25 protein-coding genes are annotated in these 25,608 nt (G+C 46.8%); 5 read left to right on the top strand and 20 right to left on the bottom strand.

The features are described from left to right. Positions 1-22 precede the first annotated feature (22 nt). The 11 genes from ACESZH_RS00290 to ACESZH_RS00340 form a co-directional block, all read right to left on the bottom strand. Positions 23-730 (bottom strand): polysaccharide deacetylase family protein, encoded by a 708-nt coding sequence (locus ACESZH_RS00290; protein WP_373215990.1) that lies wholly within the window; start codon positions 728-730, stop codon positions 23-25. An 84-nt stretch (positions 731-814) separates the two neighbouring features. After that, on the bottom strand, positions 815-1,438 hold the full coding sequence (locus ACESZH_RS00295) for an AAA family ATPase (RefSeq protein ID WP_373215991.1): 624 nt from the start codon (positions 1,436-1,438) through the stop codon (positions 815-817). A gap of 19 nt (positions 1,439-1,457) precedes the next feature. Continuing rightward, positions 1,458-2,168, bottom strand: coding sequence for an ABC transporter ATP-binding protein (locus tag ACESZH_RS00300; protein ID WP_373215993.1), 711 nt, complete (start codon positions 2,166-2,168; stop codon positions 1,458-1,460). A gap of 15 nt (positions 2,169-2,183) precedes the next feature. Further along, positions 2,184-2,942: an ABC transporter ATP-binding protein gene (locus ACESZH_RS00305; protein WP_373215994.1), complete on the bottom strand. Its 759-nt coding sequence runs from the start codon at positions 2,940-2,942 to the stop codon at positions 2,184-2,186. A 2-nt stretch (positions 2,943-2,944) separates the two neighbouring features. Further along, entirely contained in the window at positions 2,945-4,015 is a 1,071-nt protein-coding gene (locus tag ACESZH_RS00310) for a branched-chain amino acid ABC transporter permease (RefSeq protein WP_373215996.1), read from the bottom strand. Positions 4,016-4,025: 10 nt separating this feature from the next. Beyond that, the gene (locus tag ACESZH_RS00315) at positions 4,026-4,910 is read right to left on the bottom strand and encodes a branched-chain amino acid ABC transporter permease (protein ID WP_373215997.1); all 885 of its coding nucleotides are present in this window, start codon (positions 4,908-4,910) and stop codon (positions 4,026-4,028) included. Between the two features lie 168 nt (positions 4,911-5,078). Then, on the bottom strand, positions 5,079-6,236 hold the full coding sequence (locus tag ACESZH_RS00320) for an ABC transporter substrate-binding protein (protein WP_373215999.1): 1,158 nt from the start codon (positions 6,234-6,236) through the stop codon (positions 5,079-5,081). A 289-nt stretch (positions 6,237-6,525) separates the two neighbouring features. After that, entirely contained in the window at positions 6,526-6,882 is a 357-nt protein-coding gene (gene rplT / locus ACESZH_RS00325) for a 50S ribosomal protein L20 (RefSeq protein ID WP_373216000.1), read from the bottom strand. A gap of 35 nt (positions 6,883-6,917) precedes the next feature. Next, positions 6,918-7,115 carry a 50S ribosomal protein L35 gene (rpmI, locus tag ACESZH_RS00330; RefSeq protein ID WP_019162770.1) on the bottom strand — a complete coding sequence of 66 codons (198 nt, stop codon included), beginning with the start codon at positions 7,113-7,115 and terminating at the stop codon, positions 6,918-6,920. 40 nt (positions 7,116-7,155) lie between these two features. Then, positions 7,156-7,650 carry a translation initiation factor IF-3 gene (gene infC, locus ACESZH_RS00335; protein ID WP_373216001.1) on the bottom strand — a complete coding sequence of 165 codons (495 nt, stop codon included), beginning with the start codon at positions 7,648-7,650 and terminating at the stop codon, positions 7,156-7,158. A gap of 328 nt (positions 7,651-7,978) precedes the next feature. Continuing rightward, entirely contained in the window at positions 7,979-9,385 is a 1,407-nt protein-coding gene (locus tag ACESZH_RS00340; RefSeq protein ID WP_373216002.1) for a sodium-dependent transporter, read from the bottom strand. A gap of 129 nt (positions 9,386-9,514) precedes the next feature. Here ACESZH_RS00340 and ACESZH_RS00345 point away from each other — a divergent pair, with 129 nt between their 5' ends. From ACESZH_RS00345 to ACESZH_RS00355, 3 genes are all read left to right on the top strand, one after another. Then, entirely contained in the window at positions 9,515-9,832 is a 318-nt protein-coding gene (locus ACESZH_RS00345) for a DUF1540 domain-containing protein (protein WP_373216003.1), read from the top strand. A 198-nt stretch (positions 9,833-10,030) separates the two neighbouring features. After that, positions 10,031-10,324: a nucleotidyltransferase family protein gene (locus ACESZH_RS00350; protein WP_373216004.1), complete on the top strand. Its 294-nt coding sequence runs from the start codon at positions 10,031-10,033 to the stop codon at positions 10,322-10,324. Beyond that, a complete protein-coding gene (locus tag ACESZH_RS00355) occupies positions 10,311-10,700 on the top strand; it encodes an HI0074 family nucleotidyltransferase substrate-binding subunit (RefSeq protein WP_373216006.1) in 390 nt (129 codons plus the stop codon). The genes ACESZH_RS00350 and ACESZH_RS00355 overlap by 14 nt, the downstream gene beginning before the upstream one ends. A gap of 88 nt (positions 10,701-10,788) precedes the next feature. On the opposite strand, the gene ACESZH_RS00360 is transcribed toward ACESZH_RS00355, so the two are convergent. The 6 genes from ACESZH_RS00360 to ACESZH_RS00385 all read right to left on the bottom strand — a co-directional run bounded on the left by ACESZH_RS00360 (position 10,789) and on the right by ACESZH_RS00385 (position 17,140). Beyond that, entirely contained in the window at positions 10,789-10,977 is a 189-nt protein-coding gene (locus tag ACESZH_RS00360; RefSeq protein ID WP_373216008.1) for a hypothetical protein, read from the bottom strand. A 48-nt stretch (positions 10,978-11,025) separates the two neighbouring features. Then, on the bottom strand, positions 11,026-13,263 hold the full coding sequence (locus tag ACESZH_RS00365) for a glycosyl hydrolase (RefSeq protein ID WP_373216010.1): 2,238 nt from the start codon (positions 13,261-13,263) through the stop codon (positions 11,026-11,028). A 76-nt stretch (positions 13,264-13,339) separates the two neighbouring features. After that, positions 13,340-13,942 (bottom strand): hypothetical protein, encoded by a 603-nt coding sequence (locus ACESZH_RS00370; RefSeq protein WP_373216012.1) that lies wholly within the window; start codon positions 13,940-13,942, stop codon positions 13,340-13,342. A gap of 18 nt (positions 13,943-13,960) precedes the next feature. After that, on the bottom strand, positions 13,961-14,833 hold the full coding sequence (locus ACESZH_RS00375; protein WP_373216014.1) for a carbohydrate ABC transporter permease: 873 nt from the start codon (positions 14,831-14,833) through the stop codon (positions 13,961-13,963). Next, positions 14,833-15,738: a carbohydrate ABC transporter permease gene (locus ACESZH_RS00380; RefSeq protein ID WP_373216016.1), complete on the bottom strand. Its 906-nt coding sequence runs from the start codon at positions 15,736-15,738 to the stop codon at positions 14,833-14,835. The genes ACESZH_RS00375 and ACESZH_RS00380 overlap by 1 nt, the downstream gene beginning before the upstream one ends. An 88-nt stretch (positions 15,739-15,826) precedes the next feature. Then, on the bottom strand, positions 15,827-17,140 hold the full coding sequence (locus tag ACESZH_RS00385) for an ABC transporter substrate-binding protein (protein ID WP_373216017.1): 1,314 nt from the start codon (positions 17,138-17,140) through the stop codon (positions 15,827-15,829). Positions 17,141-17,249: 109 nt separating this feature from the next. On the opposite strand from ACESZH_RS00385, the gene ACESZH_RS00390 reads away from it, so the two are divergent. Next, positions 17,250-19,013 (top strand): sensor histidine kinase, encoded by a 1,764-nt coding sequence (locus tag ACESZH_RS00390; RefSeq protein WP_373216019.1) that lies wholly within the window; start codon positions 17,250-17,252, stop codon positions 19,011-19,013. Next, the gene (locus ACESZH_RS00395) at positions 18,998-20,575 is read left to right on the top strand and encodes a response regulator (protein ID WP_373216021.1); all 1,578 of its coding nucleotides are present in this window, start codon (positions 18,998-19,000) and stop codon (positions 20,573-20,575) included. Before ACESZH_RS00390 ends, ACESZH_RS00395 begins: the two co-directional genes overlap by 16 nt. Before the next feature lie 26 nt (positions 20,576-20,601). Here the strand turns inward: ACESZH_RS00395 and ACESZH_RS00400 are convergent, their stop codons facing one another. The 3 genes from ACESZH_RS00400 to ftsZ all read right to left on the bottom strand — a co-directional run bounded on the left by ACESZH_RS00400 (position 20,602) and on the right by ftsZ (position 25,515). Further along, positions 20,602-21,495, bottom strand: coding sequence for a DMT family transporter (locus tag ACESZH_RS00400; RefSeq protein ID WP_373216022.1), 894 nt, complete (start codon positions 21,493-21,495; stop codon positions 20,602-20,604). After that, a complete protein-coding gene (locus ACESZH_RS00405) occupies positions 21,492-24,050 on the bottom strand; it encodes a glycoside hydrolase family 3 C-terminal domain-containing protein (protein WP_373216024.1) in 2,559 nt (852 codons plus the stop codon). Before ACESZH_RS00405 ends, ACESZH_RS00400 begins: the two co-directional genes overlap by 4 nt. A 307-nt stretch (positions 24,051-24,357) precedes the next feature. Next, a complete protein-coding gene (ftsZ, locus tag ACESZH_RS00410) occupies positions 24,358-25,515 on the bottom strand; it encodes a cell division protein FtsZ (protein WP_373216026.1) in 1,158 nt (385 codons plus the stop codon). Positions 25,516-25,608: the final 93 nt, after the last annotated feature.

Raw genomic sequence — 25,608 nt, forward strand, 5'->3', positions numbered from 1 at the left:
CGTTTTTTTCAACCTATGCTTTCTACAAAACAACCAACTGGTCTACTGTCACAAAGTCATATCCCTCCTCTGTGAGAATATCCACGATTTTCAGCGCCGCATCCACCGAAGACTGGTAGCCGTCGTGCATCAGGATGATGTCGCCGTCTTCCACCTGACTCTGCACGATCTCCAGAACAGAGTCTACGTTCTGGGTTTTCCAATCCAACGTATCAATGTCCCAGAAAACAGGAAGCATGGTAACGGAAAGCTCCAGGTTTTTCTTCCACGCGCCAAAAGGAGGTCGGATATAGGATGGATAAACTCCAGTCACCTCATAGATCTCATTGCTTGTTTTTTCAATCTCCTCTTTTGCTTTTTGTTCGGATACCCGGTTAAGCTGCACATGATTATAAGTGTGATTTCCGATCACATGCCCCTCCTCCTGCATTTGCCGCACCAGCTCCTCATTACCCTCGATATTCTTTCCCATCAAAAAAAAGGTTACCTGAACACCCCGTTCTTTAAGTCCCTCCAAAAGCAGCGGAGTATATTTGCTGCTTGGACCGTCGTCAAATGTCAGCGCCACCTTGGGCTGTTCGAAGTTGCTTCGCGGCATGGTTTCGCGGGTTTTTTCCGCTTTCCCGCTGCCATTCTCCGCCACAGGGCGCACTGTCCCCCTTCCGGCAATCCCATATGCAAAAATCAAAACTCCAGCCGCGATCACACCGCAAATTATTTCTTTCTTCATCCATCAGCCGCCTGCAGTGATTCTTTCCATAATATATGATTTCTTTTCCAAAAAAGAAGCACCGGAAATCTCCGGTGCTCCAGTTTAGCTGTTTCTCATTGCCTCCAGCCTGTGCTCGATCTCTTCGATACACTTCTCATAACCAAGCTTGCTGCTGTCCAGACACAGATCATAATTTGTGGCATCTGTCCACTCTTTTCCTGTGAAACGGCGGCAGAACTCGAACTTGCGCTTGTCATCCTTCTGAAGGAATTTTTCAATCTCTCTTGGGGATTTACTCAGCTTTTCTGCTGCTTTTTCCATACGGAAATCCCAGGATGCATGGATAAACACACTGAGCACATTGGGATAATCCTTCAGGATATAGTTGGAGCAGCGTCCAATGATCACACAGGACTTTGTTTCTGCCAAATTGCGGATGGTTTTTGCCTGATAGCTGAACAGGTTTTCATCAGAGGTGAAATCCTTGCTCTGAGGCGGGATCAGCTCACCTGTGTATATTCCTGTTTTTTTGAAAAGAGGAGGTTTTGCACTGGAATACTCATCCACTCTGCCGAACAGCTCTTCATGAATCCCGCTGTCCTCGGATGCCATGCGGATGATGTCCTTATCGTAATAAGAAATCCCTAATTTCTTTGCAAGCATTTCCCCTACGGTGCGTCCGCCGCTGCCGTACTGCCTTGCAATGGTAATAACGAAATTATCCATCGTTTTCTCCTTTCTCCCTCTATTCTCCCAGATATGCCTTCTGTACGGCTTCATCGTTCAGAAGGTCACTGGCTTTTCCGCTCATGGTAATATTACCGGTTTCCAGAACGTATGCTCTGTCTGCAATGGACAGCGCTTTCTTTGCATTCTGCTCTACCAGAAGAACGGTTGTGCCGCCCTCGCTTACCACCTTGATAATATCGAAAATCTCATTTACAAAAATCGGAGACAGACCCATGGAGGGTTCATCCATAACGATCAGTCTTGGCTTGCTCATCAGGGCGCGACCCATAGCAAGCATCTGCTGCTCGCCGCCTGATAAGGTTCCGGCCCTCTGGTTTTTTCTCTCCTCAAGGCGCGGGAAACGCTTATAAACGTATGCAAGACTATCCTCAATTTCTTTTTTATCTTTTCTTGTATACGCACCCATGATCAGGTTTTCGTATACGCTCAGTTCTGAAAATACGCGGCGTCCCTCCGGCACATGAGCGATTCCCATTCCTACGATCTTGTGGGCTGGAACCTTGGTGATATCCTTGCCTTCAAACACGATGGAGCCCTGCTTTGCCTGAAGAAGTCCTGTCAGGGTGTGGAGCGTCGTTGTTTTTCCTGCGCCGTTGGCTCCGATCAGTGCGATGACCTCACCCTGGTTTACCTCAAAGGAGAGACCTTTCAATGCGTGGATTACACCGTAGTAAACGTGTAAATCTTTTACCTCTAACATTGCCATTTTACATGCTCCTCCTTACTCGCCCAGATATGCCGTGATAACCTCTGGATTCTTTAATACCTCTGCCGTTTTACCCTGGCAGAGCACCTGACCGAAATTCAATACGGTCAGTTCCTCGCAGATACCGCTTACCAGCTTCATATCATGCTCGATCAAAAGAATCGTCAGGTTAAAATGATCCCTGATAAACCGGATGGTGTCCATCAGCTCCTGGGTTTCATTTGGGTTCATACCTGCAGCCGGCTCGTCCAGAAGCAGAAGCTTTGGTTCTGTAGCCATGGCCCTGGCAATCTCCAGCTTTCTCTGTTTGCCGTAAGGAAGATTTCCTGCCAGCAAATGTGCTTCTTTATCAAGGTCAAAGACCTTCAGGATCTCCATTGCCCGCTCATCCATCTCTTTTTCCGTCTTAAAATATTTCGGAAGTCTCAGGATGCCAGTCAGTGTGGAATATTTGTGACGGTTGTGCAGTCCTGCCTTAACATTGTCCAGAACAGGCATATCCTTGAAAAGCCTGATATTCTGGAAGGTTCTGGCAATGCCTGCCTTGTTGATCTCGATGGTGCTTTTGCCTGTAACGTCTGTTCCGTCCAGACGGATGATTCCCTCGGTGGGTTTATATACTCCGGTAAGAAGGTTAAATACCGTTGTTTTTCCTGCGCCGTTCGGTCCGATCAGTCCGTAGAGCTGTCCTTTTTCAATGGATAAATTAAAATTGTCAACCGCATGAAGGCCGCCGAACTGAATGGACAAATTATTTACTTCAAGAACTGCCATAATTAAGCTGCCTCCTTCTTTGTTCTGTTTCCTTTGATTTTTTCAATGACCCGGCTTCTCCAGTTCCGCGCTGCAGGTGCCCAGTTAAAGAGCATCATAGCAATCAGTACGATGGCATAGATCAGCATACGGTATGTGGAGAATCCACGAAGCAGCTCCGGAAGCGCATACAGGATAATGGTCGCGATAATGGAACCGCGCAGACTGCCGATTCCGCCCAGAACCACATACACAAGGATCATGATGGACATATTGTAGTCAAAGATAGAAACCTTCAGCATGGAAAGGTTGTGTGCGTAAAGTACACCTGCCACACCGGCAAGTGCTGCGGAAACGGTGAATGCAAGCAGTTTGTATTTTGTTACATCGATGCCGATGGACTCTGCCGCGATCCTGTTATCACGGGCAGCCATGATCGCGCGACCGCTTCTGGAATGAACCAGATTCTGCACGATAAACAGCGTGATAAGAATCAGGATAACACCGATCAGGAAGAAATTGTCCTTAATGTCTTTGTAAAGTGTGGAGGTTCCGGAAATACCAAGCGCACCCTTCATGATCTGCTTTCCGCCTGCAGCAAGCTTCAGATTCGCAGAGCTGGTGGCAGCATGGATACCGTTTTCGTCCACTCCCACGTATAAAATGTTGATCAGGTTTTTAATGATTTCACCAAATGCCAGGGTTACAATGGCAAGGTAATCGCCCCGGAGACGCAGTACCGGGATTCCGATGAGAATACCGAACACTCCAGCCACTGCCGCTCCCACAAGGATTGCGAGGATCAGTCTCGGCACGGAAGCCATGGAATCTCCCACCACCTGGGAAAACAGCGCGCTGGAATAAGCGCCCAGGCACATAAAGCCTGCATGTCCAAGGCTCAGTTCTCCTGAGAAGCCGACTACAAGGTTCAGTGAAACTGCTGCAATGATATAAACGCAAAGCGGAACAAGCAGTCCCGTAAGAAGCCTTGACAGGTTTCCTGTAGCGGAAAGGGTCTGTACTACGGCAAAGATCACGATTACCATTGCATATGTGATAAAATTATTTTTTGATGTCTTATTCATTTTCTTCATATCGGCCACCTTACACTTTCTCCTGAATGTTCTTGCCGAACAATCCGGCAGGTCTGACAAGAAGCACGATAATCAGCACTCCAAATACAATTGCATCAGCTACCTGGGAGGAGATATAAGCTCTTCCGAAAATCTCGATCACTCCCAGCAGAATACCGCCTACCATAGCTCCCGGAATCGATCCGATACCGCCGAATACCGCAGCGACGAAGGCTTTGATACCGGGCATGGCGCCTGTATACGGAGTCAGGGTAGGATATGCGGAACACAAAAGAAGTCCTGCTATTGCAGCAAGTCCGGAGCCAATGGCAAAGGTCAGGGAAATCGTAGCATTTACATTAACACCCATAAGCTGGGCTGCATCCCTGTCCTCGGAAACCGCCTGCATGGCGCGTCCTGGTTTTGTTTTCTTTACGAAATATGTAAGACAGCACATGATCACAATACATGCAGCGATCGTAACAATGGTGATTCCTTTGATCGTCAGTTGCCCGTCGAACAAAGTTACCGTAGGAACGTCAATGACCGTTACAAAGCTTTTTGCGTCTGCTCCGAAAATCAGCAGTGCAATATTCTGGAGCAAATAGCTGACACCGATTGCCGTGATCAGTACTGCCAGATTGGATGATGCCTTTCTGAGAGGCCGGTATGCAACCATCTCAATCGTAACACCCAGAACCGTACATACGATAACACCCACGATTACGGACAAAAGCGGAGACAGACCAGCCTTGGTGATGGCGGAAAGAATTACAAAAGCGCCGATCATGATGACATCTCCATGAGCAAAGTTCAGCATTTTTGCAATTCCATACACCATTGTGTAGCCCAGAGCGATAATGGCATATACGCTGCCTAAGCTTATCCCATCTTTTAAGTAAGATATAAAACTCATAGTGCACCTCATAAAATAGATTTATTGTTACAGAACCAAACGGAGTACTTTCCTATGACGAAAAAAATAAGGGACGGCCCATACTCACAGGTACCGTCCCCCGTTTCTCAAACGGCAATCCCCTGCGCAATCAGGGAAGTGTCATAAAATTCTAACACTGCCGAAGGATTACTCCATCATTTCATAAACACCGTCTTTAATTACAACAGCTTTTGGAGATTTGTCACACTCGCCATCTTCTGTCCATTTTGCTGTACCGGTAAGACCTTCAACCTCAATGTTCAGCATGGAAGCGGAAAGTGCTGCGCTGATATCCTCGTTGGACATATCCGGTGTGATACCTGCATCTTCTGCTGCTGCTTTGATCGCATAGATAACATCATAAGCGTCTGCTGCAAACTGGTTCGGTGTGTCACCGTTGTTTTCTTCGCCATATGCTGTTACAAAGTTTACAGTAGCCTCATCTTCTGCTGTTGCAGAGAAAGGTGTCAGAAGCATTACGCCTTCTGCGAGAGATGTATCAAAGTTCTCTACGGAAAGGATACCATCCATACCGTCTACGCCGAAGAATGTAACATCAAGGTCTGCGTCTGCTGCCTGCTGCAGGATCAGTGCGCAGTCAGAATAGTAGTTCGGCAGGAAAAGAAGCTCTGCTCCGCTCTCTTTGATCTTGGAAAGCTGTACGGAGAAGTCTGTATTGCTGTCTGTTGTATATGCTTCGTCAGCAACAACTTCCAGACCATATTCGGCAGCACCCTCAACAAATGCGTCGTGGATACCTACATTGTAGTCTGCCATGGAATCATAGAGAACTGCAACCTTGGTAGCAAGTCCTTTTTCGGAAATGTATTCTGCAGATTTAGTTCCCTGCATCGGGTCTGTAAAGCACATACGGAACTCATTGGAGCCTGCTGTGATACAATCTACAGCACTTCCGGATGGTGTGAACAGGAATGTGCTCTCAGCAGCCTCTGCGCCTACTGCGATACAAGCGCCGGATGTTACGGTACCGCAAAGCATCTGCATTCCTTTGTCAAGAAGGTCATTGTATGCGTTTACAGCCTTCTCCGGATCTCCCTGGTCATCGCCAGCGTCAAGAAGCTCTACCTGATATCCGTTAAATCCGCCTGCTTCGTTAACTTCATCAATTGCAATTTTTGCTGCGTTGTATACGTTTGTACCATACTGTGCATAGTCACCGGTCATAGGTCCGATAACGCCAACCTTGAAGGTTTCTTCTTCAGCAAAAGCTGTTACAGGGGTCATTGCACTTACTGCCATAGCTGCTGCTGCAGTAACGCTCAGTACTTTTTTCAAATTTCTCATAATAAATCTCCTCCTTGTTTTTCTTAGAGTGTCGGCAGGTTATCCTTCTGTCAGTCCTGATAAACGTAAAAAGCCCACTGGGAGTTGTCCAGCCGGCCTTGGCTTCCTACTGACTTTTTCTCTTTACTACTTTAATGTTAAGATTATAGCATCATGTTTTTTTGAATGCAAGTGCTATTTAATAATTTTTTTAGAATTATGCGTGGAAATATCTGCATTTATGGCGAAAAAGTCTGGTGAACGTTTTCACCAGACTCTTTTGTCTTCATTTATTCATTTGGCAACGTCCTTATGCGATTGCTTTCTTTGCGATCTCAGCCAGTGCTGCGAAGCCTGCTGCATCGTTTACTGCCATCTCTGCAAGCATCTTTCTGTTGATGTCGATGTTTGCAACCTTCAGGCCGTGCATCATTTTGCTGTAGGATAAGCCATTCATTCTGGCTGCTGCGTTGATACGAGCGATCCAGAGCTGTCTGAACTGGCGTTTTCTCTGCTTTCTGCCTGCGTAGGAGCTGGTAAGTGCTCTCATTACGGACTGTTTTGCTACTCTATACTGTTTGGAACGTGCTCCTCTGTAACCTTTTGCCAGTTTCAATACACGATTATGTTTTTTCTTTGCGTTTAAGCCGCCTTTAATTCTTGCCATTTCTTATTTTCCTCCTGTTCGTCGTCTTCTATATCTTATAAATATGGTAATGCTTTCTTCATGCTCTTAACATTTGTAGAATCAACAACAGTAGATTTTCTCAGATTTCTCTTTCTCTTCTGAGATTTTTTTGTTAAGATATGGCTCTTGTAAGCTTTATTTCTTACTAATTTTCCTGTACCTGTCTTTTTGAAACGCTTTGCTGCTGCTCTACAAGTTTTAATTTTTGGCATTGTAATTTCCTCCTTGATTTTGGTATTTCTCTGTATAATTTTAACGTTTTTCAGTTAAAAACATAGTCATGCTTCTTCCCTCTACCTTCGGAGCCTTCTCCACGGTAGCCACGTCCTTAAGCAAATCTGCAAAATCGTCAAGCACATGCTTGCTGCTTGCCATATGTGCCATTTCTCTTCCGCGGAAACGTAAGGTAACCTTTACTCTGTCACCTTTGGAAAGGAATTTTTTTGCTGCATTTACTTTCGTCATCAAGTCATTGGTATCAATGTTTGGAGAAAGACGCACTTCTTTGACATCGATGGTCTTCTGCTTTTTCTTGGCTTCTTTTTCTTTTCTGGCAAGCTCATAGCGGTATTTGCCGTAATCAATGATTTTGCATACCGGCGGCTTTGCCTGGGGGGCAATTTTTACTAAATCAAGCCCTGCCTCCTGAGCTTTGAACATTGCTTCCTTTGCGGACATGATGCCAAGCTGCGCTCCGTCCGGACCAATTAAGCGGACCTCTTTGTCCCTGATTTGTTCGTTGATCATTAAATTGCTAATTGTTGTGCACCTCCATACCTGATAGATAATCCAATACTCTCATTTCCCCTTGCAGGAAATCCCTGCCTCGCGTACCTGATACAACAGCCTCATTTCCCTGTTTCTCCTCAAAGTTTTCTGCAAAGAAAAAAGTGCGGACAGAATCCACACTTCTCTTAATTACACTATGGGAAAGTATCCTTACCCAAGTCGCTGTGCAATATTTACCCGAGTCGCCAGTCTGCGCTGAGGTGAGAGTGTCACTCTGCTTTGTTTTATCACGTACTTGGATAGGATAGCACCTTTTCCATGAAATGTCAAGCGTTTTAAAAAATTCTTATACGGAAATTGCTCCCAATGCTTCCATGACAGCAAATACCAGAATTGCAACCAGGCAGACCGGGGCAATATATTTGATCATGACATTGTAAAACTTCTTAACCCTGAACTCACCGTTTATTTCCACCTCATCAATGATCAGCTTTGGCTTCACCACATAGCCGATGAAAATGCAGGTCAGAAATGCCACGATCGGCATCAGGATACTGTTGCTGATAAAGTCACAGAAATCCAGCAGGCTCATACCCATCGGCGCGATGAAATCCCAGATTCCAAATCCCAGAGAAACAGGAACGCCGATCAGGATAAGGAAGATCATGATCACGGTACAGGATTTTTTTCTCTTCCAGCCGAACTTGTCGCTTACGATGGAGACAAGCGTCTCTGTCAGGGAAATCGATGAGGTAAGGGCAGCAAACAGTACCAGAAGGAAGAATACTGCGCCTACCACCGTACCGAATTTCATGCTCTGGAATACCTTTGGCAGTGTGACGAACATAAGGCTTGGGCCTTTTCCCAAAGCCTCCTCACTTCCGCCTGAAAAGGCAAATACGGCGGGAATGATCATAAGCCCTGCCATAAATGCAATGCCTGTATCAAAAAGCTCGATCTGACGTACAGACTGCTCCAGGTGAGCTTCTTTGCGCATATAGGAGCCATAGGTGATCATGATACCCATTGCAAGGGACATGGAATAGAAAAGCTGTCCCAAGGCCGCCAATACTGTTGTGGCGCTGAAGCGGCTGAAGTCCGGCATCAGGTAATATTTGACACCTTCCATGGCACCTGGCTGCATCATGCTGAACACAGCGATAAACACAGTCATGACGATCAGTACAGGCATCATGATGCGGCTTGCCTTTTCGATTCCTTTTTCCACACCGAAGCGGACTACCACCATGCCAAGCCCTGCGTAGATCAGGAAAAATACCACCGGGGCGGCTGGCTGGACAATGAAGGATGTAAAGAAATCATCCGACGCAGCCTGGGATACCTGATTCGTTACAAAAACCGTAAAATATTTCAGGACCCATCCGCCGATCACGCAATAGTACGGTGTAATGATAAACGGAACCAGACAGGAAAGATAGCCCAGAAATTTGAATTTTTTATTCAGAGTCTCATAAGCGCCAACTGCGCTTAACCGTGTCTTTCTTCCCAGCGCAATCTCTGTGATCATCAGTGCAAAGCCAAAGGATACTGCTAATATCAGATAGACAAGTAAAAAAATACCACCCCCGTGTTTGGCTGCAAGATACGGAAATCTCCAGAGATTGCCCAAACCCACAGCGGAGCCGGCAGCGGCCAGAACAAATCCCAGTTTGTTGGTAAAACTGCCTCTTTGCTGTTCCATAAATTTAATTTCCCCCTTTGTATTCTGCGGCCGCAGCTTTATCCCATCCATATGATATCTCCGCGCCCGCTTTTTATCCATTAATGAATAAAGTATATCATTAATTTCTGCTTAAGTATATACATAATCTTTTGTTTTCGGGGCAAAATATTCCCATGCTGAATAAAAGGAGGAAAAACCATGACTATTTTGAAATGTTCAGCCACTACCTGTATGTACAACGAAGACATGCTCTGTTCAAGAGGTGAAATCGACGTAATGGGCGAAAGCGCTCAGAGAGCCGATGAAACCTGCTGCGGAAGCTTCCGTGAAAGAGGCAGCTCTGCCACGAACAGTGCAAAAAACAGTTGCGGCTGTGAGACGATCCAGATCGACTGTAAGGCTCAGAACTGTACCTACAATGAGCACTGCAAATGTACCGCTGCTGCTATTGACGTAGGCGGTTCCGGCGCGGAGACAAGCCAGGAAACAAAGTGCGAAACCTTTGAATGTCAGTAGTAAAACTTAATAGGGCTCTCAGTTGAGCCAAAATGAGGCTGTCGCACCTGCTAATTCAAATTAAATCTGAATTAGCAGGGCGGCAGCCTTTTTTAGGTAAAACGCTAAATATTTGCGCGTAAAGACGGGATGTTCAAAAAGTGGGATCTGTGATACAATAGCCAGTGTAGTATGAATTATATGGATTGGAGTGACATCATGAACGATACAGGCATTCGGCCGCAGGTGCTTACGGAAATTCAGGAACTGGCGCAGAAATATGGAATTGAAAAAGTTATTTTATTCGGTTCCAGAGCCCGGGGCGATTTTAAGCGTACCAGCGATATTGACCTTGCAGTAAAGGGCGGAGATTTCACACGTTTCGCTCTGGATGTTGACGAGGAGACCTCAACGCTTCTGAAATACGATATTATTGACCTGGATCGTGATATACAGGACGAATTGCGGGAATCCATACAAAAGGACGGGAGGATAATTTATGAAAAAATATGAAAACTTTTGTTCATCCCTGGCTAATATGAAAGAAATCTATAATTACGAAGAGCCATACGATAATGTTATATTAACAGGTTTAGTTGGCTTATATGAAATATGCTTTGAGCAGGCATGGAAGATGATGAAGGAGATTCTGGAGAACCATGGTTATGAAGAAAGTGCCACCGGATCCCCAAAGCTTATTCTGAAAACAGCTTATAAAGCGGGCATGATCAAGGACGAGTCCCTTTGGCTGAAGGCTCTTCAGGAAAGAAACAATGTAACCCATTCATACAATCAAAAGATAGCTCTGGGCATTGTCTCACAGGCGAAAGAGAATTTTTATCATATGTTCTGTGAATTAAAAAATGAAATAGAAAGCAATTGGCTCTAATGAATAACAGAGCAATCTCCAAAATTCCTCTAAAAAAAAGAGCAGGGCGACTTTGTGTGCCTTGCTCTTTTGCGGATTGCCTTATGACCTATTTATAATACGCTTTCACAAAATCCTCCGCCTCATTCCCTGGCAACTGGAATTCCTCCGCTATCTTTTTTATCACTTCCTGCTTTGGCATTTTCCAGTCATATGCCGCTTTTACGAGGGCAGCAATACCGAATTTTTTTCCTTGTATTTCTCCCCCTGAGTGCAGGTCATTTCTCAGGCTTTGCATCCAGTAATTCTTCTAGAAGGGACGGCCAGGAAAGCCATCCCGACTGTTTTACATGTTCCCGCTCACTAAAATCACACCATAATTACACGGCAGGGTAAGCTTCACGAAATAATTGCCGTCTTCTTTTTTCACAACCTCAGCCTCTTTGATCTCACCGGTGAAGGTGTCCCATATCTCCGGCACCATTTCTGTTCCGGAAATTCTTGCCACAATGGTTTCCGGCTTGTCGGAGTAGTTCATAAACAGCGTGTGGCGCTTGTCATCCTTCAGGTATCTGGTGAACAGGACACCGGAAAGATCCTCTCCCGTATGGATGTACGGGTCGATCAAAAAGCTGTCATAGACAGGATGGTTATTTACCGTTTCCTTTACGCCTTCTACGATTTCCACAGGCATTGGTATGATTTCCCTGATTTTTGCGTATACTGCATCTTTATCCTCTACAGGTATTACGATAAAATTCTCACTGTCCGACAGCTCCCGGAAGATCTCCCGAAGCTCCTCGTCTGCCGCCTGCGGCATTGCGTAACACGGAACCTCTCCAACTGCCAGCACAGTTCCCCCTGCTGCCGTAAAATCCTTGCAAAGCCTCGCAGCCTCTATACAAAGGACCTCGCACATAGGCAGCACCAAAACGGAAAACTCCTGACCATTGATTCGGTTCACGATCTTTTTCCCTGAAACCTCGAAATTCTCCACCGCATCCTTGTGGAGCAGATCAAAATCCAGATTTTCTGAAGACAGTCCATTTAGCAAAAGCTGGACTTCCCTGTCGATCCGCTCCGCCTTTTCATCCTTCAAAAACGCACCATGGAAAAATCCATGGGTAAAATTCTGATCCGGCAGATAGTGAAGCCAGAAGCTTTCCATCGGATGATAGACAAGCACATCCGCCTCCGCCTTTCCTCCTGTCAGGGCATAATGAAGCCTGCGGACCATGGCGTTTCCTTCCTTCATCCGGTCCCATCCCTGCCACTGGAAAAACTGTGACGGCGGCCAGTCGTTTTTGCGGTTTCCTCTGTCCGAGTAGAAAAATCCGTGATTGATGATGATCTTCATGCCCTGCTGGAACATCCAGGTAATGATACGGATATACTCCTCAAAGGTCATATCCCAGCCGCAGCCTGCAAACACCTCCACCGCAGCATTTTCCCTTCCATAAGAATGGGCGCCGCAGGCGGTAAATTTAATATTCAGGCTTCCGATGCCCTTTCCCAGATGGTCTGCACCTGCACAGTCCAGATAACGGTTCTGGCGCAGATAATCCCCGCTGTAGCGGGCATGTCCGAACAATGTCTCCTCCCCGAGAAGATGGGCAAAAAGCCCGATCCCATGTTCATTACACCAGTCATGGATCTTTTTGAAATAATTCTCCTGAAACAGCGCTGCAACCACGTCGAAATAGTCGCACCGTACCCGCCCCGCTTCCACTCCCGGACGCACGAGCTGATACAACACAGGAGCCAGGCTGTATCCCTTTCTCTTTTCAAACTCATTGACAAAATCACGGCTCCACACAAGTGCATGGCACATTCTCGTCTCATCGTTAAACACACATTTTATAGTGCTTCCGAAATATTCCGGATATCTCTCATAATATTTTTCATAGGTAGACTCCAGGAATGTCTGAGTTGCCTCACCGTTGATATAGCTCACCTGAAGATTTCCACCGTACTCATATAAATCGCTCTGCACCCTGATCACATAGGCAACGGCATCCCTGTCCGCTGAAAACTCAAACTCCGGCCCAAACATCAGATCTGACAGATAGTCCTGTATGTGATATGGCTTTCCCGTCTCCTCATCCACCACTGCCACATTAAACGCATACTGGGACAGATCCGAATCCTTTTTTACGGAAAACAGTCCCTTTCCCGTTATATCCTTAAGCTGAACACGGAATTTCTCCCCCGCAGGGATCCGGATCTCCTCAATGGTCAGATACCGTTCCCGGAAATCTTCATTCTTTGTCAGAGTCTGTCCACAGGTTCCCGCAGGCCAGTCGATCTCATCGTAGAGCCATACCGGTTCCTGATTTTCTTTTTTATAATTCAGAACCGTTCCGATCTTTTCAAACCAATCATCGTCCAGATAGCCGCCGATGTAGCCGTCGCCCATATTGGTGCGGGCATGGGGATTTGTACACCTTACTCCCACATCACTCTGCATCTTAAGCTGACGGAGAAGCTCCTCATTTTCCAGTTTGTCATTCCAGAACCATAAGGGGCACTGGCTTTCATCCAGTGATTTTTCCTCTATCGGATTTTCCCATATTCTCCTGTCCATATGTACCTCCTGTTATTTATAATACCCCCAGCGGACAGGATGCGTCGTCCCCTTGTCCACTGAGGGTAGCTATGGTTCACGACAGATAGCGGATATAATCTGCCGCTGTCCCCACATGTTTTGTGTTATAAATAATTCCGATCATTGCATTGCTTTTGGAATAACACCCGCTTTTTGCAAGCCCGGGCAGCCCATCTCTGTATATTCCTACCGGTTTTCCCTCATAGTAATACAGGTTTGCCCCATACCTGGAAAGCTCCTCCTCTGTAAAGCATTCCCGCAGATCAAGAAACGTGCCGGATCCTGCATATTTCTCAAAGTCCTGCTCCAGAAGTCCGCAAACATCCAGCTTTTCGGTTCCGATGTCCGAATAGAATCTGGAAAGGCTTGTCATGGCATAGGTGCTGGATGTGGAATCCGAAAAAAGGTAAGAATTCTGAAAGGAAACCGTATCCGCATCCATTCCCGCAAAAGAGGCAAAATCCTGCTCCATCTCCTCCTCAGACACGGACGCATGACAGTCCACCAGCATGGCGGAAAAAGCCAGTTCCTTTTCCACCGCTGCGGCACGCACCCAGTATCCGGTGATCAGGAGCACTGCCAGTATTGCAAGAAACGGTGCCTTATAATACATCCAGAAATACTCTGTCTTTTCCCTCGCATTCTTACCCTTTAACATCTTACCATCCTTTCTCCATCAGCCCTTTACAGCACCTGCTGCAATACCATTGATAAACTGCTTCTGCAATAAGGTAAACAGAATGATCAGCGGCAGCGCACAGAGCACGCAAGCTGCAAACAGTACGTTCCACTGTGCCGGGTTCTCTTTATCGCCAAGGAACTGGATCATTCCTACCGGGAGAGAATACTGATCCTTCTTGGAGATAAATACCATCGGATAGAAGTAATCGTTCCAGATCCACAGACCCTGTGTGATAATGGTGGAAACCGTAGCAGGCTTCAGAAGCGGGAATACCACGGAACTGAAACGCTTCCACAGTCCGGCGCCGTCCAGATATGCGGATTCCTCGATCTCCACCGGAACGCTCTTCATAAATCCGGCATACAGGAATACGGAAAACGGCATGGAACAGGTAATAAACATCAGCATTGGCGTAAATCTGGTGTTGGGGATTCCCAGTCTGGAAATCATCTGTGCAATGGGTACGATAACCATCTGTGACGGTACGATCAGTCCGGAGATAAAGAAGAAATACAAAAATCTTGCGAACTTTGATTTGATACGTCCGATGGGATAAGCTGCCATGGTTGCAAACAGCACAACCAGGATAACGGAGCCCGCTGTGGTGATCAGGCTGTTAAAAAACTCCTTGGGGTAATTCATATTGGCAAATGCCTTTTTATAGCTTTCCAGAGAGAACTGTGAAAACAGAACCAATGGGGAAGCCTGGTTCTCCGGAACTCTTAAGGAGCTTGAGAACACGATCACAAGGGGTGCAATTACAATAATGCAGAACAAAACAATGATGACATACAGCGCAAAGATCCTGGGAGACATTTTCTCAACCTTTTCTTTTTCCACATATGCGTCTTTTTTTCCAAATGCCATTATAATTCCACCTCCCTCTTATTCAGGAAATACAGCATAAATACTGTGATTAAAATGATCAGTAAGAACGACATTACGGAGAATGCGCTGGCACGACCCATCTTCTGGTCGTCGAATGCCATCTCGTAGATCTGGAACATCAGTGTCTTTGTGGATTTTCCGGGACCGCCGTTTGTCATAATGAAGGAATAGTCGAATGCCTTCAGTCCGGCAATTACATTCAGGATCACGTTAATGGTAATAGTTGAAGAGATCAGCGGGAGCTTTACCTTGCGGATTAACTGCCATTCCGTACAGCCGTCAATTCTTCCTGCTTCCAGAAGGCTTTCGTCCACAGTCTGCAGACCTGCCAGGTAAATGATCATGGTCGTTCCGAAGCCCTTCCAGATCTCTACGATAGCGATGGCGTAAAGAGCTGTCTTAAAGTTTCCAAGAGGATTGAACGCGGAACCGTCCAGTCCCACCAGATTCATAAGTCCGGCGATCATACCGGAGCCTGGCATATAAACGTAGGACCAGATAAAGCCTACTACGATGGCGCTGAACAGTGCCGGAAAATATGCGCAGGTACGGAACAGACCCTTTGCCCGGATCTTCATATTCAGCAGCATGGCAACAGCAAGGCCGATCAGGTTGCTGCAGATTACCATGACAACCGTATAGATCAGTGTATTTTTTGCGGAATTCATCAAGGTTCCATTGTCAAAAATCTTGATATAGTTCTTCATTCCCACAAAATCAAAATCGTAATTAATACCGTTAAAGTTTGTCACGCTGTAATAAAACAACTGAAGAATGGGGAATATCCAGAATACCAGGAAAAACGCCATTGCCGGTATTAAAAATACATACATCCTGTTTGGAAATACCAGTGAGGTATTTCCGGATCTTTTCTTTTTTGTCATAAAGACCTCCCTCTCCCTTAAGCGGGTTTGTGCTTATTGGGGAAAAAAGAAGGACCTGATCGGCCCTTCTTCTTTTCATTTCTGCCGGTTAGTCATCAAGCAAATCTTCGAATTTGTCCTGCATACCTTCTGTGATATCTTCTACCTCGGTTCCCTGTCCGCCGATCATCTCGCTGAACAGCTCTTCCATAGTTCCCTCGGTTCCTGCCGGCCATGCCTGGTTGCACCAGTGGAAAGCTTTTCCGTCGTTCAGAAGCTCGATAAATGGAGCAAACAGCTCGGAGTTCGGAGCATCCTCGATTCCGTTACCATATGTAAGAATGTTTCTTCCGGTGTTTACATAAGCATCCCATAATGGAGATTCGCCGTCCATCCAGTAGTCGATGATCGCTTTGCACTCATCAATATGCTTGGAGCCGGAGTAGATCGCATAGCCTGCGGAAAGGCAGGTAGCTGTGTATACGTTTCCGTCATCCTGGTCGCCTGGCAGCGGGAAGTATCCTCTTTCAAATGCCCCGCCTTCGCCTTCAGCCAGAAGTGCGGCTGCGTTGAAGGAACCGTCAAAGGTCATAGCTGCTTTTCCGTCGATGAACTGCTGGATCGCCTGGGAAGCGCCGGTTCCAAGGGACTGGCTTGCATCAATATATCCTTCCTCATATAGTGTTCCGTACATTTCCAGTACGTGATCCCATGTGCCTTCATCGGTGAAGGAGGTGTCCTCTGTACGGAGCTGTGCATCGAAATCAGGATTCTTGGAATAAATCTCGTTTGCAGCAAGCTGATACAGACCAAACTGCATAACATACATATCCTTATCACCCATTGCGATCGGCTGATAGCCAGCATCTTTGATCAGCTTACAGTCCTCAAGGAACTCATCCCACGTTGTTGGTACGGACTCAATACCGCACTCTGCAAAAATATCTTTATTATAGTAGGTTCCCAGAATAGCAACACCGCCGGAAATTGCATAGGTGGTATCCTCATAGGTCATGCCGGAAACATCGTTTAAAAGATCCATAACCTTCATGTCGCCCATGTCTGTCAGATAACCCGCTTCAGCCAGAGAATAGCAGGCATTGGAGCCAGCGTACATAGGCTGTACCAGGATAATATCCGGGCACTCTCCGGATGCCAGCTTTGTTTTCAGAGCTGTATAGTAGTTGTCATCAGGAAGCTTTGTAACCTCCAGTGTCACGTTCGGCCATTTTTCTTTTACCAGCTCCGGAAGCTGTGTAGTCTCAAAATCGTTGGGCTGCTCTGTTCCGGATACCATCATGGTAATGGTAACGTCACCTGCATTTTCGATCGCGGTTTCGTCGTAAGCCATAACGTTTCCTGCTGTTAATCCAACGGTCATTGCTGCTGCACCGAGGATTGCTGTTAATTTCTTTCCTTTCATATTGGTATTCCTCCTGTTTTGTTTTCTTGCTTTACATTTTAGCACGCCCATGGTATACTTTTGTTGGTTATATCAGTGCACATTTTTTATTCAGATTTTGAGGTTTTCCATGAAGCTCCGTACAAAAGTATTCTGCATTTTTACCAGCGTTGCGATCATCCCGCTGCTGATCCTTACTGTGTTTGCATATGGGCGTTACCGGGATATTATCCATCAGCGCATGGATGACATTTCTTCAACCTTATTCGACAATGCCCTGGAACAGGCCAACGGTGTTCTGGAAGGCATTAAACAGGCTGCCGGAACCTTTACCTTTTACTCCGACAGCGATTTTTCTATTGTAGAAAATCTTCAGGATTTTTCCGATTCCCAGCAGCCGTTCAATCCTTATGACGAATTTAAGGCAAATCAGAATATCAAGTTTATGTGCCAGAATATTCTGTATACCTATGATGACCTGTACAGTATCTATGTGTTTACTCCTTCCGGCGCGATCCTGGGCGGCAGCTCCCACAGAAACGGCGAACTGCAGCTTCGCTATGACCCCACCGGGGATGGATGGTATCAGGATACCGTAGAACTGGACGGCGGCCTGTACGTAAGCCCTGTTGGAAAACACACAATGTTCACCGGAAATAAAGACTCTGTTTTCTTTGCCCAGAGCCTGCGGGATGTCTATACCCATGAGTTTTTGGGTGTTCTTGTCCTGAACTATGACCCTTCTATTTTTGATCTGAGCCTTGTAAACACCATGCCGGACATCGCTCTGCTGACGATTGACAACACAGAAACTTCCGCTGTTCTGTACAGCAATATTGATGGCTTTGCCTCCGATTTTCCCGACAGACACCGCCAGATCATGAAACAGGATCTGGCTATCTCCCCCTTAAGATTGACGGCTGTCATTGATTATGACACTTTATTTGATGAATTCAGCCTCACCGCGATGCTTCTGATCCTTATCGCCGGAGCCTGTGCCCTGGGCATTATCCTTCTTTCCTATGCACTCAGCAAAAACCTCGTTTATCCCCTTGAGCATCTGAGCCGCAAGATGGCAAGCCAAAAGGGACACAGTCTGGAAATGACAGGGCGCTATCTGAACAGGACAGACGAGATCGGTACTCTTTACAATGAATACAATTCCATGGTGGAGGAGCTGAATGCCTCCGTCAAAAAGGATTACGAGGACAGGCTTGTGATCCTGGATGCCCAGATGAAGTCCCTGGAGGCAAGGATCAACTCCCATTTTCTCTTTAATACCCTGGAGTCCATCAACAGTATGGCAGAACTTGAGGATAACGAACAGATCGCCACCATGTCGCTGGCTCTTGGAAATATGTTTCGCTACACCATAAAAACCCAAAGCGAGCTTGTTACCATTGCGCAGGAGCTTGGGCATGTATCAGACTATGTTGCCATTCAGCAGATCCGGTACAGCAACCGTTTCCAACTCCTCATTGAGATGGAAAATTCCCTGAAAAGCCAGAAGGTACTAAAACTCATCTTACAGCCTCTTGTAGAAAATGCACTCTATCACGGACTGAAATACTGCACGATCGGTGATACCATTATGATCCGGGGCTGGCTGGAAGGCAACTGTATATTGCTGGAAGTATCAGACAATGGTCAGGGAATGACGCAAGAACAGTTGGAAAGCCTTACCCGTAAGCTGAAAGAGGAACCCTCCTTTACAGAGCTTGGTCACCGCAACAAACAGAGCATTGGTTTGAAAAATATACACTCCCGAATTGAACTTTATTACGGCCGCGGTTATGGCCTCACCATCAGAAGCTGCCAAAACCAGGGCACTTCCATCCAGATCAGGCTTCCCCTGATTGCAAAGGAGGACAACAGATCATGTACACCTATTTAATTATTGACGATGAAGAATTGATACGGAAAGGGACCATAAAGAAGCTTTCTGCTATGGAAGATCAGGTCACTTGCATCGGTGAGGCAGAAAACGGTCAGGATGGCATTGAGAAGATCAAGGAGCTTCATCCTGACATTGTTGTCCTTGACATGCAGATGCCCATTATGGACGGTACCAGACTGCTGCCCTACCTTGCGGAAAACTATCCGAACCTTCCTTTGATCGTGATCAGCGGATACCGGGACTTTGATTATATCAAGCAGGCGATTTCCGCCCAGGCCATTGATTATGTCCTGAAGCCTTTTGGAAAAGAGGCTATACAGAAATGTATGAGTGATGCTCTCAAACGGCTGGAGGACCAGAATGCCATCCGCACCCAGCTTTCCAACAGTGAAGAGGAAAAAGAAGCGGCTTATTACGAATATGACCTGCAAATACTGCGCAGCCTGATCCTGGGCTATCATACCGATACCACATCCATTTCCTCACAAAAACTTAATTTCATCAACCAGCTTCACGATTTCATTCTCATCACCTTCTATTTCACGGAGGTTCCTCAGGAACAGGCCATACAGGAATGGGTGACAGATCATGGCTTCGGAGATCTGGCTCTGTATCTTGGAAATCCTTCGGATAAACGGATGGGCTTTCTCCTCCTCTTTATCCCGGAGGACAGCATTCTGCCCAACAGACAGCTCACCCAGCAGGTTATCGAGGCATTCATCCCATGGGCTGAAGATTGTAAAACTCCCGTGCTGGCAGGCGTCAGCCGGACTCACAACAATCTGGAACAATTGAACACAGCATTCCAGGAAACGGCTGCTGCCTTGAATCACCAGAAGCTTTCGGATCAGCCCTCCAACTATTACTACTATCAGGAGTCCAATCCCCGCAGCATCACCTGGGACAAGCAGGATGAATTCCTGTTCCGTATTGAATCGGGAATGACCTCTGCTGTGGAGGAAATGACCAATGAGCTGTTTTGCTATTACCGGACCATTCCCGATTTCACCCTTTCGGATGCCAAGTATCACTGCTATCTTCTCTCGGACCAGTGCCGGCTGATTTTGAATTACTACATGAACCAGACAAATGACAAGCCTGGCTCCAACAGCATGCAGAATGTGGTGAACCGTATTTTCCATGTGGATGACCTGAAAAAGTATTATCTGCAGTTTTTCCTGAATCTGGCTTCCCTGCTCCAAAGCCAGAGTGTTTATGCGGGAGATGATGTCATTGAGAACATCAAGGTTTACATGGAGCGCAATTACCAGAAAGATATTACCCAGGAATATATCTCCTATCTCTTTTACATCAACCGAAGCTATTTAAGTACGCTGTTTAAGGCTAAGACAGGAGAAAAGTTTGTAGATTACCTGAACAGCATCCGCATAGAAAAAGCTAAGGAGCTTCTGGCAGGCTCCCAGCGGAAAATGTATCAGGTTGCCAGGGCTGTGGGCTACGATAACGTGAAGTATTTCTTCCGGGTATTTAAAAAGAAAACGGGCATAACCCCGGAGCAATACCGCCTTCAGGCAGAAAAGAACCAGGAAAAGGCTTAAGTGCCTTTTCCCGGTCCTTCTCGTTTTTACGGAGTATAATCTTCCACTGCTTTTTTCCTGCTGCCTGACAATAGGTTTACCAGAACACCAGCTACGATCAGAACTGCCCCTGTCCAGAAGGTCATTCTGATTTTTTCCCCAAGGAAAATAATTCCCAGTCCCGCTGATACCAGCGGCTGTATCGGATAGAAGGCAGAGCATGTTCCGGCCTCCAAAACAGAAAGGCTCTTGTTCCACAAAAGATAAGCAAGCCCTGTACATAGAATGCCCATATAAGCCAATGCTGCCACGCATGAAAAATCCGGGTGGAGCCCACCTTCTGCCTGCACCTCCCACAGACATACAGGCAAGTAAAGCATGGCTGCCACTCCCGCGCTGTTTCTCGTAATCTGCAGAGGCTCGTAATTTTGTGTTACCTTTCTTGACATGACCGATACGACAGACCAGAGTACTACGGAAAACAGAGACAGCAGAATTCCATTCATCCCGGCCCCTTCGCCTCCTGATCCAAGAATCACATATACCCCTGACAGCGCCAGAAAAATACCGGCTATTTTCCCAAAGGTAACCGCTTCTCCCAGTAGAAACATGGCAAATAAGGTCATTGTCACAGGATTCAGAGAGTTGATCAGGGATGCAATCGAAGCTCCTGCATATTTTGTTCCCAGAAGCTGCGCACCCACAGCGATAAAATATCCCGCTCCTCCAATGAGCAGTACATATTTATAATCCCTCCTGTCCATTTTCTTTTTCGTTTTTCCCTGCAGTACACATAGAGTTAAAAACGCAATGACAAAACGTACAAAGGAAATGGTAAATGGCGGTAGCTTTCCAAGTGTATATTTACTCACTACATACAGACTGCCCCACAAAACAAATGTCAAAAACAGATATATATATCCTTGTTTTTTACTTATCATCCTCTGCGCCCTTCAAGCTGTTCGCTATAGCTTTTTGCCTCTTCAAAGCAATTTGACTGGTATGCGATGGTAAGAAGTCTTGCCACACACGCCTTCAGCTCATCTCTGGAAAGACTTCCGTCGGCAAGCGCTGTCCGGATGCTGTCCAGGTCCTCCTGGCATCCTGGCATGATCAGATCATTGCCTGCTGCCATACATTTCCATGGCAGGCTTCCGCCGTCTGCATCTGTAGTGGTCCAGTCTGTCATAACGACGCCCTGAAATCCCCATTCTTTTCTCAGGACCTTAGTACACAGGTCATAGCTGTTTGCTGAATGGACCCCGTTTACAAGATTGTAGGAGGTCATAACCGCCATAGGCTGTGAGGTTTTTACTGCAATCTCGAAGCCCTTCAGATAGATCTCGCGAAGTGCACGCTCTGACAGGATACTGTCCGCACCCTTTCGGTTGTCCTCCTGATTATTGCAGGCAAAATGCTTGATGGTCGTACCAATCCCATCACCTGCCTGAACCCCCTTTGTCATGGCAGCCGCCATCACACCGCTGACAACCGGATCCTCGGAATAATACTCAAAGTTTCTGCCGCAGAGCGGGTCACGGTGGATATTCATGCCAGGTGCCAGCCACCAGGTAATGCCGAATTCCTGCATCTCCTCGCCAACTGCTTTTCCCACCTTTTCCATCAGTTTCACATCCCAGGTCTGGGCAAGCAAAGCTCCTACCGGAATCGCCGTACAGAACTGATAGTAAGTGGACGCATTCTCATGCTCCACATGCTCTGCAAAAAATCCTCCTTCAATGGCATCCAGGAAGCCCTGGGAATAAACGGAGCCGTCCTCATTTGACACCTGGTATTTCTGGATCAGGCGCAACCCTGCCGGGCCGTCTGCCATAGGCATTCCGGGGATTCCGTATTTTTCATCCAGAACGGAGCTTGTCTCTCCTGCCGCGCCGGGAACCATAATTCCCGCAGAACCTAACGCGCTGCTGGTCTGTCCCTTGGCGATTTCTCCGATCACCATATGTATCAATTCCTCATCGTTCAGCTTTTCTGTCAGCTCCCAGGCCATCCTCTCAGCCTCACACTCCTGATATACGGGAAGCTTTTCTTCCTTTACAGTCAATGAGAGCTTTGGAAGCTTCTTTTCTTCCAGCTCGCCGTGCCATTTTTCCTCAAAGGCTTCTCCCACCTGAAGAGAATGAAGCTCTTCGCACAGATCCTCCTGCAATTCACAGATTGGAGTGGTCTTTTCCACTATGGAATCCTTTTCCACCTCCAGCGCGCCGTACAAAGTAAGGTTATCCGAGGAATTTCCTGCCCAGATTCCATACAGACCTTCCTCCAGGAGCCATGCACTTTTTTCTTCATCAAAGGATGCCAGTGCCTTTACCGGGAAAGAAATCTCCACGGCTTCACTTTCATCAGGCTTTAAAAGCTCTGTTTTTGTAAAGCCGCACAGCCTTTTTAATTCCTTTGGGAGCCCCTGCTGCGGACAAGTGGCATAGACCTGTACCACTTCTTTTCCTGCATAGGACTTTCCTGTATTTGTGACGTTTAATTTCACAGTGATCTTCTGTTCTTCCTGATCTGTACTTAAAACCTCTTCCCTGCCGGAGATTCGGAAATCCGTATAAGAAAGGCCGAAGCCAAAGGAATACCGCGGTTTTACCTCAAAGCTGTCAAAATAGCGATAACCCACATAAATGCCTTCCTCATAATACGCCTTATCCACATTTCCGTCATTGTGGCTGAAATGCGCTGCTGTGGGATAATCCTCGTATTTTACGGCCCAGGTATCGGTCAGCTTTCCGCTGGGGACTGCTGCTCCGCTGAGAATATCAGCCAGGGCATTTCCGCCCTCCATGCCGGCCTGTACCATATACAGAACACTCTCGATATTTGGGTATTTTTCCAGGCAGCTTAAATCCACCTGCGCGCCGGTGTTAAGGATCAGGAGCACATGCTCAAAATGGCTGCATACAAATTCCAGGTTTTTTTCCTCTTTTTCCGTGAGGTAGTAATCCCCCGGCTGTGCAAAGCGGTCTGCTCCTTCTCCTGCGATCCTGCTGATCACGAAAACCGCCGTATCGGTATCCGCATCTTTAATATCCGATTCCGTGATTTCTCTTCCTGCCGGAACAGTAAAGGGCGTTTCCGAATAGGCATAGAAAAACTGCATTCCGTCTGCTCCGCTTGCTTTTTCGAAAATTTTGTTTTTCCATGCTGATCTGGCATCTGCATACTCTTTTTCGTAATCCTTCAGCCAGTCCATGGTGGTGATTACAAAGCCTGCGTTTTCCAGGCCCTGAAGGATTGTCACAGACTCTCTCTCGTTTACATCGCCTGAACCGGTTCCGCCTTTGATGGTTTTAACGGCGCCGCCGCCGAATAGGGCGAGGCTTTTTCCTTTTTCAAAAGGGAGTAAATGGTTTTCGTTTTTGAGAAGGACCATTCCTGCTGCTGCGGCTTCTTTTGCAACCTGGCGGTTTCGGAGTTCGCGGGCGCTGACCTGGGGATTTAAGGTACCGCTGTATGTTCTGAGTTTCTTTTTCATGGGTTTACCTCCATATTAACAGTTATGATGATTTTATCTTAGCAGATAAAGGGTATACTTTTGATAGATTTTGTGGTGTACTTTTGTTGTAGGTGCGAGGGGGAAAGCTCGGAGTTGCGAAGGCCGCATTCCCCCTCGCGCTCCCCCTTTTGGCCCCGCTTTCCGCCGCAGTGTGCATCCTCGCAGCGTAAGCTGCGCTTTTTGTTTCAAAGGAAGGTTCAGCAAATCTTCACGTGGAACCAAATGGAGTACTTTCCTTTAAAAAAACACCCGGGTAGGGACCCGGGTGTGAGTGTTTATTGGAGATTTAGCGGTTTCTTAAGAAATCCGGAATCTGGATGTCTTTTTTCTGTACCGTGCTGGACGGTGTTTTTGGTGTGAATGGGGTTGCATTCATAGTGGGCATGCTGAAGCTTGGCATGTTCAGATTCATGTTTCCGGTGCTGGCAGTGGGTCTCTTATTTGCGAAAGAAGCGTTGCTGCTTCTGCTGCCGAATGGGCTGGTGGACTGTGCTGCGTCGGTTAAGCCTGTGGCGATTACGGTGATCCTTGCATAATCAGCTACGGAATCGTCATACATAGCACCGAAGATGATGTTTGCATCCTCTCCTGTCAGCTCCTGCACATAGCTTGCGGCATCGTTTGCGTCCATGAGGGAGATGTCACCGGAAATATTGATGATGACGTGGGTAGCTCCCTTGATGGTTGTTTCCAGAAGCGGTGAGGATACGGCCTGCTGAACAGCCTCCATAGCCTTGTCGTCGCCTCTTGCCTCGCCGATACCGATGTGGGCGATGCCCTTGTCTGTCATAACAGTCTGTACATCTGCAAAGTCAAGGTTGATCAGTGCAGGCAGATTGATCAGGTCTGTGATTCCCTGTACGGCCTGCTGCAGAACCTCGTCTGCTTTTCTCAGAGCCTCCGGCATGGTTGTCCGGCGGTCAACGATCTCCAGTAATTTATCATTCGGGATTACGATTAAAGTATCCACTGCTTTCTTCAGATTCTCAATACCTGCAAGGGCATTGTTCATACGGGTCTTTGCTTCAAAACGGAAAGGCTTGGTAACAACGCCTACTGTCAGGATACCCATCTCCTTTGCTGCTGCAGCAATGACAGGAGCAGCACCTGTACCGGTTCCGCCGCCCATACCGCAGGTTACGAATACCATATCCGCACCTTCCATAAGCTGTTTTACTTCTTCGATGCTCTCTTCTGCAGCCTTCTGTCCTACCTCTGGCTGTGCTCCGGCACCAAGACCTTTTGTAATTTTTTCACCAATCTGAAGTACAGTTGGAGCTTTGCACAGAGTCAAAGCCTGCTTATCGGTATTGACACCTACAAACTCTACTCCGCCGATGGCTTCTTCCACCATTCTGTTTACTGCGTTATTTCCGGCTCCACCCACGCCGATTACGATAATCTTTGCAGATGATTCTGCCTCGTTTGACATTATCTCTAACAATGTACTTCCTCCTTTATTTCTACCTGATATCCATGTCCAGTATATTTTTTGTATCAAGCTACATATAGATATATCATATATTTTTTTTAGAAA

This window comes from Ruminococcus sp. 5_1_39BFAA, from assembly GCF_964240875.1.
In the GTDB taxonomy this organism is placed as follows: domain Bacteria; phylum Bacillota; class Clostridia; order Lachnospirales; family Lachnospiraceae; genus Blautia_A.